At 31.0% G+C, this 13,525-nt stretch carries 13 protein-coding genes; 12 read left to right on the forward strand and 1 reads right to left on the reverse strand.

The window, feature by feature from the left end:
• Positions 1-27: 27 nt before the first annotated feature.
• Entirely contained in the window at positions 28-201 is a 174-nt protein-coding gene (gene tatA, locus QLS97_RS02275; protein ID WP_131914599.1) for a twin-arginine translocase TatA/TatE family subunit, read from the reverse strand.
• Between the two features lie 211 nt (positions 202-412).
• Here tatA and QLS97_RS02280 point away from each other — a divergent pair, with 211 nt between their 5' ends.
• The 12 genes from QLS97_RS02280 to QLS97_RS02335 all read left to right on the forward strand — a co-directional run bounded on the left by QLS97_RS02280 (position 413) and on the right by QLS97_RS02335 (position 13,519).
• Positions 413-895: a peptidase gene (locus tag QLS97_RS02280; protein WP_282714060.1), complete on the forward strand. Its 483-nt coding sequence runs from the start codon at positions 413-415 to the stop codon at positions 893-895.
• 38 nt (positions 896-933) lie between these two features.
• Entirely contained in the window at positions 934-2,421 is a 1,488-nt protein-coding gene (locus QLS97_RS02285; protein WP_282714061.1) for a GH3 family acyl-acid amido synthetase, read from the forward strand.
• 36 nt (positions 2,422-2,457) lie between these two features.
• The gene (locus tag QLS97_RS02290) at positions 2,458-4,137 is read left to right on the forward strand and encodes a DUF6909 family protein (RefSeq protein WP_282714062.1); all 1,680 of its coding nucleotides are present in this window, start codon (positions 2,458-2,460) and stop codon (positions 4,135-4,137) included.
• Positions 4,138-4,147: 10 nt separating this feature from the next.
• Entirely contained in the window at positions 4,148-5,137 is a 990-nt protein-coding gene (locus QLS97_RS02295; protein ID WP_282714063.1) for a hypothetical protein, read from the forward strand.
• A 97-nt stretch (positions 5,138-5,234) separates the two neighbouring features.
• Positions 5,235-6,440 (forward strand): oligosaccharide flippase family protein, encoded by a 1,206-nt coding sequence (locus QLS97_RS02300; RefSeq protein ID WP_282714064.1) that lies wholly within the window; start codon positions 5,235-5,237, stop codon positions 6,438-6,440.
• A gap of 33 nt (positions 6,441-6,473) precedes the next feature.
• Positions 6,474-7,115 (forward strand): DNRLRE domain-containing protein, encoded by a 642-nt coding sequence (locus QLS97_RS02305; RefSeq protein ID WP_282714065.1) that lies wholly within the window; start codon positions 6,474-6,476, stop codon positions 7,113-7,115.
• A 344-nt stretch (positions 7,116-7,459) separates the two neighbouring features.
• Positions 7,460-8,413, forward strand: a complete 954-nt coding sequence (locus tag QLS97_RS02310; RefSeq protein ID WP_282714066.1) for a hypothetical protein — start codon at positions 7,460-7,462, stop codon at positions 8,411-8,413.
• Positions 8,388-9,587 (forward strand): O-antigen ligase family protein, encoded by a 1,200-nt coding sequence (locus QLS97_RS02315; RefSeq protein ID WP_282714067.1) that lies wholly within the window; start codon positions 8,388-8,390, stop codon positions 9,585-9,587. Before QLS97_RS02310 ends, QLS97_RS02315 begins: the two co-directional genes overlap by 26 nt.
• 6 nt (positions 9,588-9,593) lie before the next feature.
• On the forward strand, positions 9,594-10,682 hold the full coding sequence (locus QLS97_RS02320) for a glycosyltransferase family 4 protein (protein ID WP_282714068.1): 1,089 nt from the start codon (positions 9,594-9,596) through the stop codon (positions 10,680-10,682).
• Positions 10,670-11,197 (forward strand): WcaF family extracellular polysaccharide biosynthesis acetyltransferase, encoded by a 528-nt coding sequence (locus tag QLS97_RS02325; RefSeq protein WP_282714069.1) that lies wholly within the window; start codon positions 10,670-10,672, stop codon positions 11,195-11,197. Before QLS97_RS02320 ends, QLS97_RS02325 begins: the two co-directional genes overlap by 13 nt.
• A gap of 19 nt (positions 11,198-11,216) precedes the next feature.
• Positions 11,217-12,419, forward strand: coding sequence for a glycosyltransferase (locus QLS97_RS02330; protein ID WP_282714070.1), 1,203 nt, complete (start codon positions 11,217-11,219; stop codon positions 12,417-12,419).
• Between the two features lie 116 nt (positions 12,420-12,535).
• On the forward strand, positions 12,536-13,519 hold the full coding sequence (locus QLS97_RS02335; protein ID WP_282714071.1) for a UDP-glucuronic acid decarboxylase family protein: 984 nt from the start codon (positions 12,536-12,538) through the stop codon (positions 13,517-13,519).
• The last annotated feature ends 6 nt before the right edge of the window (positions 13,520-13,525 follow it).

A 13,525-nucleotide genomic window follows, 5' to 3' on the forward strand; every position in this document is an offset into this window, starting at 1 on the left:
CTTTTCAAATTATGAAAAGCCTTTTTTTTATTTTGTTTCTTCTTCTTTTTTATCAGCTGGTTGACTGTCTTTGGCTGCGTTTTTAAATTCTTTAATTCCGCTTCCTAAACCTTTCATTAATTCTGGAATTTTTTTACCTCCAAAAAGTAATAAAACAATGGCCAATATAACAAGGATTTCTGTAACACCTATACTACTCATAATACGATAATTTATGCCGAAGCAAATTTGTAATAACTTTAAAGGCAAAGGTATATAGAATTAGTTAACAGTAACTCATTTTGACACATTTATTTGGTTTCAAAAGCGTTAAAAATTTATTAAAAATAAATTTAGCTTAGGAAAAGTGAACAAAAACAAGCGAATACAATCAACGACAATAATTGTTATATTTGTTCAATAATAAAAAAGTATGTCAAAAAAACGACTAAAACGGCGCAAACTCAAAGAAAATTTATTCAATAAACGACGTTTAATAATACTTAACGAAGATACTTTTGAAGAGACATTTTCTTTGAAACTTACTTTAATGAATGTTTTTGTGGTAGCGACTTTGGGAGCAATAATTATTACATTTGTTACTACTTTTATTATTGCTTTTACTCCTTTACGAGAATTTATTCCAGGTTATTCATCCTCAAAATTAAAGAAGGACGCAATGGAACTGGCTTTGAAATCAGATTCCTTGTCCCGAGCCTTAAAGAAAAATGAAGCGTATATCCAGTCGATTCAAAAAGTGTTGACAGGAGAGTTAGAATATGCAAAATTCAATAAAGATTCCATACTTTCGGCTGCGGATGAAGTACCTTCTCAAGCTGATTTATCTGCATCAAAGCAAGAATTGGAATTGAGAGAGCAAGTGGCTAAAGAAGAAAAAAAACCAAAAAAAGAGTAAAAAAACCAACTTTTATCTTTTAAAGAACAAAAATAAAAATGTCAATAAAATCGAGTGCTGCAAAATTATTTGCACAAAAAATATACAAGAAAACACAACTTTGGGCCAATAATCCTATTGAAACTCAAAAGAAGGTTTTACAAAAACTAATCAAAGAAGCGAAGAAAACACAATTTGGTATTGACCATCATTTTGACCAAATAAAAAATGAGAATGATTTTGCAAAACAAGTTCCAGTAAGAGATTATGAAGCATTGAAACCTTACGTAGATAAGGTGGTAAAAGGCCAGGAAAATATTCTTTGGAAAGGAAAACCGCTTTATTTTGCAAAGACTTCAGGAACTACTTCCGGGGCCAAATATATTCCGTTGACTAAGGAATCCATGCCTTTTCATATTGAAGCGGCTAGAAATGCAATTCTACATTACATTCACGAAACCGGAAATGCTGATTTTGTGGATGGGAAAATGATTTTCTTGCAAGGAAGCCCAATATTAGAAGAAAAAAACGGAGTCAAATTAGGAAGATTGTCTGGAATTGTGGCACATTTTGTTCCAAAATACCTTCAAAAAAACAGAATGCCTTCTTGGGAAACCAATTGTATTGAAGATTGGGAAACCAAAGTAAATGCGATTGTCGAGGAAACATTTAATAAAGACATGAGGGTTATTTCGGGTATTCCGTCTTGGGTTCAAATGTATTTTGAAAAATTAAATCAAAAAGGTGGGAAGCCAGTAGGAGACATTTTCAAAAACTTCAACTTGTTCATTTACGGCGGTGTAAATTATGAACCGTATCGCGCCAAATTTGAGAATCTTATTGGACGAAAAGTAGACAGTATTGAGTTATTTCCTGCTTCGGAAGGTTTTTTTGCGTATCAGGATTCGCAAAAAGAAAAAGGAATGTTGCTGCTTTTGAATTCCGGAATTTTCTATGAATTTATAAAATCGGACGAATTCTATACTGAAAGTCCAAGACGTTATACGATTGGCGAAGTAGAATTAAATATAAATTATGTTTTAATTATTTCTACCAATGCAGGACTTTGGGGGTATAATATTGGCGATACCGTTCAGTTTACCAGTTTAAAACCATACCGAATCATAGTATCCGGAAGAATCAAGCATTATATTTCGGCTTTTGGGGAACATGTGATTGGTAAAGAAGTGGAAAGTGCCTTGCAGGAAGCAATTCTTGGAACAGATATACGCATTAATGAATTTACCGTTGCGCCACAAATCACACCAGCAGAAGGATTGCCGTATCACGAATGGTTCATAGAATTTGAGAACGAACCGGAAGACAGCGTATCTTTTGCGGAAGCGATAGATAAAGCGATGCGAAAACAAAACATGTATTATGATGATTTAATTGTTGGGAAAGTGTTGCGGAAAGTGGTTGTCACCAAAGTGGCTAAAAATGGATTCCAAGATTATATGAAATCGATAGGCAAACTGGGCGGACAAAATAAAATTCCGAGACTCTCCAATGACAGAAATATCGTAGATTTATTAAAAAATAAATAAAAGAGTTACCTTTGAAGGTTAGAAAATAAGTAAAAAATGAAAGAGACTAAAAATATATCACGCTCCAGAGCGCAAGAATCATCTGCGGCAATTGAAAAAATGTACATCACTATGCGTCATCTTTTCAATAGAGGATTTTATAAGCCAATGGGAGTTTCCGGAGATACATTGAGAGAAGCATTATTGGCATTAAGCCCAGAAATATATGGAAATATTGCAGATGAAAAAGTAGAATTGAATGGGCTTTTGTATGTTATAGAGCGTCTTCCGGTAGGAATTGAAGAATGTAGATTCATCAATTTAACTTCGGAAGAAGGGTATTCAAAATCTCATTTTCAAGCGATTGTTCCGCCAAAAAGACGCCGCAATTGTTACCGTATCGATGAAGAACAAATGAACGTGGAAATCACTCGCGGACGTTCTGATATTTATGATATTTTGACGCATTTGACGTTTATTTTCATTGAATCACACAAAATTAGAAATAGGGTTTTACTGGATGATGCCGGTGAAGTTTCCCGTGATTGGTTCAAACTGGAACAAGCAGTATCTCAAAAGAAAAAATTGACCCTTGTAGAAAAAGAAAAAGCCATTTCACATGCTGCGAATATTCTGGGAAGAACATTTGAGGAAGTATTAGATATTTATGATGCATTTGGTTCAACCGCGGCGCCAGATCGATTTTTACACGTTATTTTTTGGTTGGGAAAACTGGCTATTGAAGAAATAGTAGATGACAATAAGAGAACAATAACTTTCAGTCCCATTCTAAGAGAACGATTGGGACATCATATTCACGGCGAAATTTGGGCTACTAACATTAAGGAGGTTTTGAAAGACAACGAACTTTTGGATCGTCCAATTCACGTGATTAGCGCGAACATGCACAGTGTGATGAACTCTATTTTTGCCACTGAGGTTTTAAAAACGAAGTTTAAAGACAAATCTGATTTCTTTATTTATGAAGAATTGAGTAAATCTGGGGCTGATGAAGTTCGAAATCAGGTTTCGGCAGTAGCTTTGAAACAAGGAATGATATCGTTGCCGGATACTTCCGGAACAAATATAGATGTACAGATTTTTGATACAGCCAAAATTGATTGGTCCAAAACATCATTTCCAAACGCAAATACCGGAGATAAAAAACCAGTTTTAATTGTTATGGATTACGCTTTTGGGGAGCAAGCTTACGAGACCATTGATGAGTTATTGAAACCCTATAAAAAAGCCACTTTGCTTAATGTAGAATCAGTTTCTATCATGGGAAAAGCGGGAATTCTGGAAGGTGGAAAAGGAGATATTATGATTCCGAATGCACACATCAATGAAGGAACGGCGGATAATTATTTTTTCGAAAATGAATTGACTGCCGATATGTTTGAAGGAAATGATATTGCTGTTTTTGCCGGACCGATGGTTACCGTTTTGGGAACTTCTTTGCAAAACAGAGATTTATTAAAATTTTTCCATGAATCAACTTGGGGAATTATTGGATTGGAAATGGAAGGTTCTTACTATCAAAAAGCGATTCAATCTGCTTCAAAAATCAGAAAGAGTGTTCCTTGTGATGTCAAAGTGAGATATGCGTATTATGCATCAGATAATCCTCTAGAAACGGGAAGTACATTAGCTTCAGGCGGACTGGGAACTACGGGTGTAAAACCTACTTATTTGATTACAATAAAGATATTGGAACAAATTTTCAACGTAAAATAAAAAACATAGGATGAACAAAAACCAACCCAATAACCAAGAGGATCAAGAGATTGATTTGATGCAAATTTCTAGAAAAATAGGAAGATTATTTGAATGGATTAATACCTTTTTATTCAAATGTATTCAGTTTTTTGTAAAAAATGCGATTGTAATTTTGATTTTGCTGGTAATTGGAGTTGGATTAGGGTTTTATTTAGATGTGACAAAAAAAACCTATGATCATCAAATTATAGTTACTCCAAATTTTGAAAGCACGGATTATTTATATTCAAAAATTGAATTGATTGAATCTAAAATCAAAGAACAGGATACCGTTTTTCTTAAAGAAATTGTAAGGATAAAAAGCCCTAAAGAAATAATTAAAATTGAAATCAAACCTATTACTGACGTTTATAAATTCATTGAAAACAAGACAGAAAACTTCGAATTAATTAAGTTGATGGCTGAGGGCGGAGATATAAAAAAAATCCTCGAAGATAATTTGACAAGTAAGAATTACACGTTACATACTATTACTTTCAAAACCAAAAAACAAACAAAGAATACCGAAACTGTCGAACCTATTTTAAATTATTTAAACGAAACGGATTACTATAAAAAAATCCAAAAAGAAACGGTAAATAATGTTCAAATAAAGATGATTCAAAATGACACTATTATTTTACAAATAAATGGTGTTTTGAATGGATTTTCTAATATGGTAAATGGCGCTCAAAAAAGTGACAAACTGGTTTATTATAATGAAAACACGCAGCTTAACGATGTTATTAAAACGAAAGAAACTTTAATTAATGAACAAGGAGATCATAGAGTAGAATTAGTTGGATTAGATAAAATTATAAAAGACAATAGTGCAACATTAAATATTGAAAATACGGACTCAGTCAATGGAAGATTAAAATTGGTTTTGCCTATTTTATTTTTGTTTTCATTTATTTTGATTCGTTTATTTATCGGTTTTTATAGAAAGCAGTCTGTAAAAGCAAACTTGAGCAATTAAGAAATTAGGATTTAGAGTAGTGTTTAATACATTTAAAAAGCGCAAAATATGATCAATACATAGTATTTCAATGAATATAAGTAGAACAAGATTAAACATGATATCTAACTTTTTTTACATTGGCGTAATGAAGTTTTTGAATATTGGTTCTAAGTATATTCTGGTGGGTTACTTGATTAGAGTTTTGGGGGAGAATGGATATGGAACATTAACTTGGGTAGATTCAATTGTTCAATATTTTATAATGCTAATCAATTTCGGTTTTGATTTGTATGCGGCTAAATATGTAGTCGAAAACAAGAACAATCCTAAAAAGCTGAACGAAGCAATTTCTGCCATATATTATATCAAAGGCATACTATTTCTCATTTCTTTTATTTTATTGATTCCACTGACTTTTAATACAGAAATTAACACTGTTATTAATCTAATTTTTCTGATGCTTGTAATGGGAATCGGTGAAGTGTTGACTCCCATTTGGTTTTTCCAAGGTATTGAGAAAATGAAAACCATTACCATTATCACTTTTTTCTCTAAACTAATTCTAGTTTTACTGACTTTTTTCTTTATCAAAAATAATACAGACATTCATTTGTATATTTTATTTTTAGTATTTACAAATATCATTTGGGGCTTTTTTGGTTTTTTAATGATGAAAAAAGAAGCAAACTTTAAATTTGTTGTGGTTACTTTTGATTTAATAAAAAACTATTTAAAAGAAGGATATCTCTTTTTTATAGGTAAGCTTTCTACTTTTTTGTTTAATCTGGGGACGGTATTTTTAATAGGTTATTTGTTTACCAAAGGTCAAGTTGCAGGTTTTGATATCGCTATTAAAATCGTCTTTGTTTTTATTATTCCTTTTGAAGTTTTGCAGCAAGCACTTTTCCCTGTTATAGTCAGGGGAGTAAAGAAAAGTGTACTTAGAAATATTACAGTTGCAACATTTATTATCAGCACAGCTACCTCAGTTTTGTTATATATTTTTTCTGAAAATGTAATTGTAATTTTTGGAGGAATTGAAATGTATAAATACAGCTATGTTCTTGATTTACTTTTGATTTTAATTCCTATTGTTAGTTTAACAATAGTCGTGGGAAATTGTATTCTTGTGGCAAAGGGATATTACAAGCAATACAATTGGTCTTTGATAGTATCAGCAATAGTATTTGTTTTCTTACTGGTTGTATTAAAAACTACCAATCAATTGAATTTTTTAAATGTTATTTTAATTCGGGTTTTGGCAGATTTCATCCAATTATTAATTAGATTCTACTACAATTTTAAATTTAAAATAATTTAAATAGTACTATGAAAGTGATTAAAAAAGTTAATTTTGAAAAAAAGTATTAAAATGAGAATAAATAACTTATTTGCTTTAGGGCTTTTTTCTTTGTTTTTGGTTTCTTGTTCCAAGAGCCCAAAGGAATTAGTATTAGAGGCAAAAAATGGCAACATAGAAGATGCTTTAATATGTAAATTTTTACCCTATCAAAATTTTTCTGAAGAAGAAAACATCCATTTATATTCCTCAAAACAAGGAGATTCAATAAATGTTAATAGGGTAGTTTTAAGTTTCAAGGAAATTCCTGCTAATATAAAAATTGATAGTGCTTTTTTACAATTAAAATTTAATGCAAAATCTGTAATAGGAAAAGAGAGTTTTGGCGAAAATGGTTTTATTATTCAACGTATAATTTCTCCATGGGATGAGACCGAAGTGAACTGGGCGAATGCACCTGTTACAACAGATCATAACCAGATTTTCACGGATAAAACTAAACTTAACAAAGACCCAAACAGAATTAATGTTACAAGATTAGTTCAAGATATTTCTGATGACAAAGACAATAGTTATGGGTTTTTATTAAAGTTGATAAATGAAAATAGTAGTTCTTTAGTTCTTTTAGCGTCAAGTAATAATAGTGAGGCAAGTTTAAGACCTAAATTAAAAATATATTATTCAGATAAACAATAAAACCATTTTTTTTTTATTTGATGAAACTATATTTTAGAAAAACATCTTTGCCAGTCCTATTTGAATTTATATTATTTATAAGTTTAGTGGAGACTGGTTTTTTTTATTTTTTTAAATTACTTGGCCTTCAACAATTCCAAATGATACCTTACTTGAGGTTAATGTCGTTATTCTTCACCTTTTTATTCTTCTTCAAAAACAAATTTTATCTCAATAATTTTTTTAAAATCAGTTTAAAAGCAAACTCAGAAAACCTTTTGGTTCTAGTATGGGTCAGCTTTACTATTCTAGGTTTTTTCGTGGGTATAGTACACCGAAATTCTATTTTATATCTTTTTACAGATATGATCTATATTCTTTTTGGGTATTTTTTATATCGGATTTTTTATAGCAATCAAAAATTACTGGATGAAATTACAGTTGAATTAACGCTACCGCAAGAACACTATTTTGTTATCTCTATTTTATTTCTTTCAGGAGTAGCATTTGTTTTAAACATCGACTTGCCTTCTTTCACAGTAGTTTTCACCTTAGTATATGCATTATATCATTACAATAAAAAAAACTATGGCCTGATGTTTTTGTATTCACTGCCTTTCTTTTTTCAAATACTTAAATCAAACAGAGCTTTATTGCTAGTTTTTATTTTAGTATTGTTTTTTGCCTTTGTACAAAAAAGATTTTCAAAAAAAAACAGCAACGATTTTCTGCTAATAATTGTAGTTTTTCTGTTGTTGTCTTTTTTCTTTTTAGATGATGTATTAAAAGTCATAATTAGTTATTTCCCGGAGAATTCTGCTTTAAAGGACCGATTGGTTCAAGTGTATTTATTATTAAAAGGCAATATAGATTGGAACTCTCCTGCATTACTATCTCTTAGCCAGCGAATTGATGAAGCAAAAGTGGTGATAGCATATTGGTGCTTAAATCCTTTTAATTTTTTATTTGGAGGAGGAATGGGAGCTACAATTGAAGGTTTTTCTTTTAAAGATATTGGCGTTGCGGACTCTGCGTTATTAGGAAAAACAGCTATTCATAATATTCATTTATTACCATTTTCCTTAATTTTTAGATATGGAGTTATAGGAATTGGTCTGTTTTTGATTCTAATATATAATTTATTTAAATATTTATTTCGGATCATTTTATCGGAACAATCCTTGTTTAAAACATTGATTGTGTTTCAGTTTTGTTGGATATTATATTCCTTTCCTGCAGCTTCTTATTTATGGACCTGCCCATTATTTTGGATAACATTAGCTTACGTCTCAAATGAAAAAAGAATCAACTTTTCTTAATTATATTTTATATTCTATAGCTTTTTTTACACTGTTACCTAATAGTGTAAAAGAATTGCCATTTATGTTATTGGGACTATTTTCTATTGTTGTTTTTATAAGAGAAAGAAAGATCGACACCAAAACGTTTACAATACTAGTGCTTTTTTTTGTTGTAAATCTTTTCAGTTTGTTATATACCAAAGATTTATTTTATGGATTAAAACGAATAGAAGGATTCCTTCCTTTGCTCTATCTTGCTTTTTCGTATTGTGTATTCTCAAAAATGGAATTAAGATTTGAAAGAAAATTTGTAGAGAATTGGATATTAATTTTTAACGGCTCTAATTTTGTTTTTTTAATTGTCGTTAGCTTGTATTTTTATTATCAAAATATTCCAATAACGTACAATACAATCCGGACGGTTTTCAATGAAATCCCGTTGATTAATATGCATCCTATTTACCTGTCGATTACTTCAGTTCTGGGTTTGATGTCTTGTATTTATATTTTCAGGGATAACTTAAAAAAATGCTCTTTTTTGATAGTGGTAAATATTGTTTTGCTTTTTCTAACTGGGGCAAGGGCTACTTTTATTGGTTTTTTTATGATTTTATTTTTGGTGTTATTTTTTGGAAGATTATCTTTAAAAATAAAATTTTCGGTGGGAGTAATTTCTTGTTTTTTGATTTATTTCCTTTTTGCTTTTAATAGTGATTTTAAGAAAAGGTTTATAGAAATGATTATTCCGGTTTCCTATTCAAAGGTAAATCCAAACAATTCCACAAGTGTTCGAATTGCGGTTTGGGATTGCGGAATTCAAAAAATTAAAAGCTCAAATACTTTAATTGGAAATGGGATTGGAGATGTTCCTTCTGTTTTGCAACAATGTTATGATGTACAATACCCTGAATTAGAGAAATATTATAATACACACAATCAGTATTTCAGTATTCTTTTAGGAACGGGTTTGATTGGCTTACTAAGTTTCTTGCTTTTTTTTATGTATCTTTTCGTTAATGCTTTAAAAAATAAAAATAATTTTCTGTTAGTGCTTGTTTTATTTTATCTCTATATATTTAATTTTGAAAATATTATAGAAAGAAAATACGGAATTTTATTATTGCTGTTCTTCTTGTTTTTCGTTTTTAATATTTTCACTAAACCGGCAAATAAACCTGTTGAAACTGTTTAATTTTTGATGCAAAATAAAATTTTAATTATAGGCCCTTTTCCGCCACCAATATCTGGAGTGAGTATTGCAAATCTGGTTGTTTCTAAAGGACTGCGTAAAAAAAACTGGAAAGTTGACAAGATAAATTCAGAATATTCAGAATCCATTACCCATAAACACGGTAGAATTAGTTTTAAAAAATTATATTTTATTAGAACGTATTTACTTGTTGGGAAAGTCTTATTTTCAAAAATCACTTACATTACCATAGGTCAATCTTATTTTGGAGTTTTAAAATATCTCCCATTCATAGTATTAGCTAAGATTGCCAAAAAAAAATTGGTCGTTCACTTACACGGAAACCATCTACTCAAGGAGTATAATGTATTGAAAGGATTAAAAAGAATCATTTTCCGTAAGTTAATTTCAATGTTTGATTATGGAATTGTTTTGTCAGAATCATTGCGCAATAATTTTGAACCTTTTTTAAAAAAAGAATCTATTTTTGAGTTGCATAATTTTTTTGAGGAATCATTAATTCTGCCTCCAGAAAAGTTAATTCAACAAAAAGAGTACTCAGAGTTAAGAGTCGTATTTTTGAGTAATTTAATAGAAGAAAAAGGAATTAATATTTTATTGGAAGCGGTAAAAAAATTAAAAGCAAAAGGAATAAATATTCAGTTAAAAGTTGCTGGTAACAAGATTAAAGAAAATAATCTATCTAATTATTTTAATACTTTAGACGGTGTAGATTATGTGGGAGTAGTTCACGGGGAGGAAAAACAGAAATTATTGCTTTGGAGCAATGTTTTTTGTTTGCCAACCTTTTATAAAATGGAAGGTCAACCCATAAGCATATTAGAGGCAATGGCGATGGGGAATTTAATACTCACAACCAACCATGCCGGAATAACAGATGTTTGCAAAGAACAAAATGCTATCTTTTGTGAAAAAGAAAATGTAGAAGATTTAGCAAATAAATTAGAAGAATTAGTCGATGACCAAAATCAGATTCGACAAAAAGGACTGCTAAATATGCACTATGCTAATGCATATTTCACTGAAGAAATGTTTATTGAAAACGCAAATAAAATTTTATTGCAATGTATCAACTAAAAAAGTTTAAACTTCCCGAGGGATTCAGAGGAAGAAATGCATTTACAGTACAACTCTGGTGGTTGGTTTACTTTTTTTTATTTAAACCATCTCCTCAGGTTATGTATGGCTGGAGACGATTTTTATTAAGGCTTTTTGGTTCGAAAATTGGAAAAAAGGTAATTTTGAGACCATCATGTCAAATAACGTATCCATGGAAGTTGGAAATTGGAGACTATTCCTGGATAGGAGATGAAGTTGTTTTGTATACTCTGGGTAAAATAAAAATAGGAAGCAATACCGTAATCTCACAAAGAAGTTATTTATGTACAGGTTCTCATGATTATACGAAAACTGATTTTCCGATTTTTGCAAAACCAATACTTATTCATGACTCCTGCTGGTTAGCGACAGATGTTTTTGTGTCTCCGGGAGTGGAAATAGTTGATGAGGTTGTTGTAGGAGCCAGATCTTCTGTCTTTAAGAGCATTTTGGAAAAAGGAGTTTATAAAGGGAATCCTTTAAAAAAGGAATAAATAGAACTAAATTGAGCAAATGAATATAACAATAATCAGTAACCATTATTACCCTGAAGATAGTGGAATTGGACTATATTCTGCAGGAATGGCTGAGTTTTTAGCTCAAAAACACACGGTTAAAGTGATTGCTGCAACGCCCTACTATCCACAATGGAAAATATACCAAGAATACGATAAAAAAGGGCTTTTTAGTGCCGAAGTTATCAATGGTGTAGAAATCTTTCGTTTCAAACAATTTACTCCTGAAATCCCCACATTCAAAGGGAGAATATTTCAAATGATTCATTTTTTTATAGGTTCATTTTTTAATGTTTTTAAAATAAAAAAAAATGATATTGTCATAGTTGTGATGCCCTTTACAATATCGGCAATTTTAGGCTTGGCGGTAAAAACATTTCGAGGCGGTAAACTTTGGATACACGTTCAGGACTTTGAATTTGATGCTGCTTTTGAAACTGGAATTTCGAATAAAAAAGGGTTCTTACCCAGAGTTGTTTTTAGAATGGAGCGATTTATATTTAATCGAGCAGATTTCACGAGTACAATCAGCAATGGAATGTTAAACAAATTAGAAACCAAATCAAACACAAAAAAATACTTTTTCCCTAATTGGATTGACCATTCGAAGATAAATCCTGATCTGGCAAAGCCAAGTTCGTTATTCGATATTTCAAAATTTAATATTTTGTATTCTGGAAATATTGGCGCCAAGCAGGATTGGGATTTTTTTATTGATTTTGTAAGTGCTTGTCAAGCAATAAAGCACGTTCAGATTTATTTGATTGGCGAAGGAGCAAAACGGAAAGAAGTAGTCGAGAGTTTGAAACAATTTCAAAATTGCAAATACTATCCGCCCGTTCGTTACGAAGAATTAAATGATGTGTTGTGTAATGCAGATTTGCATCTGCTTTTTCAAAAAAACACAGTTATTGATACTGTAATGCCATCAAAAATATTAGGAATGATGGCAAGTGCAAAGCCCTCTATTGTTACTGGAAATGAATATTCGGAGGTACGGTATAATCTAGAAATTTCAGAAGGGGGATTTTACTTTCATCGAGATAAAAAACTTCAAGAAATTATGGAAGTTCTAAATTTTTTAATTAAAAATCCGGTACAGTCTAAAATCATAGGCAATAAGGCAAGAAAATTTGTAATTGAAAAATATTCTATTGAAAGTGTTTTGAGTCAATTTCAAAATGATATTGAAATGGTTTAATAACGAGTTTTCAGAATTAATACGGGTTGTTTTAAATTCAAATGTGATTGAAAAATGTGGTTTTTTTAATGAAAATATTAACGGTTTATTATACCTTGCATTCGTAAAATTGACTCATGAAAAGAATACTCATCACCGGAGCCGCTGGATTTTTAGGATCACATCTTTGTGACCGTTTTATTAAAGAAGGTTATTTTGTTATTGGAATGGATAATCTCATTACTGGAGATTTAAAAAATATAGAACATTTGTTCAAACTGGAGCATTTTGAATTTTATCATCATGATATCACCAAATTTGTTCACGTTCCGGGTCAACTAGATTATATTCTGCATTTTGCCTCGCCTGCAAGCCCAATAGATTATTTAAAAATTCCGATACAAACCTTAAAAGTAGGTTCTCTTGGAACGCATAATCTTTTAGGATTGGCACGTGTTAAAAAGGCTAGAATTCTTATTGCATCTACTTCTGAAGTGTACGGAGATCCATTGGTTCATCCACAAACGGAAGAATATTATGGCAATGTAAATACCATAGGGCCAAGAGGTGTTTATGATGAAGCAAAACGTTTTCAGGAATCAATAACCATGGCGTATCATACGTTTCATGGTGTAGAAACCAGAATCGTTAGAATTTTCAATACTTATGGTCCAAGAATGCGTCTTAATGATGGCCGAGTAATTCCTGCTTTTATAGGTCAGGCAATTCGTGGGGAAGACTTAACTATTTTTGGAGACGGAATGCAAACCCGTTCGTTTTGTTATGTAGATGATCAAGTAGAAGGTATTTTTAGATTATTGCATTCTGATTATGTATATCCGGTAAACATTGGAAATCCGGATGAAATTACCATCAAGGATTTTGCAGACGAAATTATAAAACTCACGGGTACCAATCAAAAAGTAGTATATCATCCTTTGCCTATAAATGATCCTTTACAGCGTCAGCCTGATATTACTAAAGCAAAAGAACTCCTTGGATGGGAAGCTAAAATAGGTCGTGCCGAGGGAATGAAAATCACCTATGACTATTTCAAATCGTTATCTAAAGAGGAACTTTCTAAAGAAGAGCATAAAGATTTTTCCAGTTATATAAAGTAACAAGAA

It is taken from the genome of Flavobacterium yafengii, from assembly GCF_030010375.1.
Taxonomy (GTDB): Bacteria; Bacteroidota; Bacteroidia; order Flavobacteriales; family Flavobacteriaceae; genus Flavobacterium; species Flavobacterium yafengii.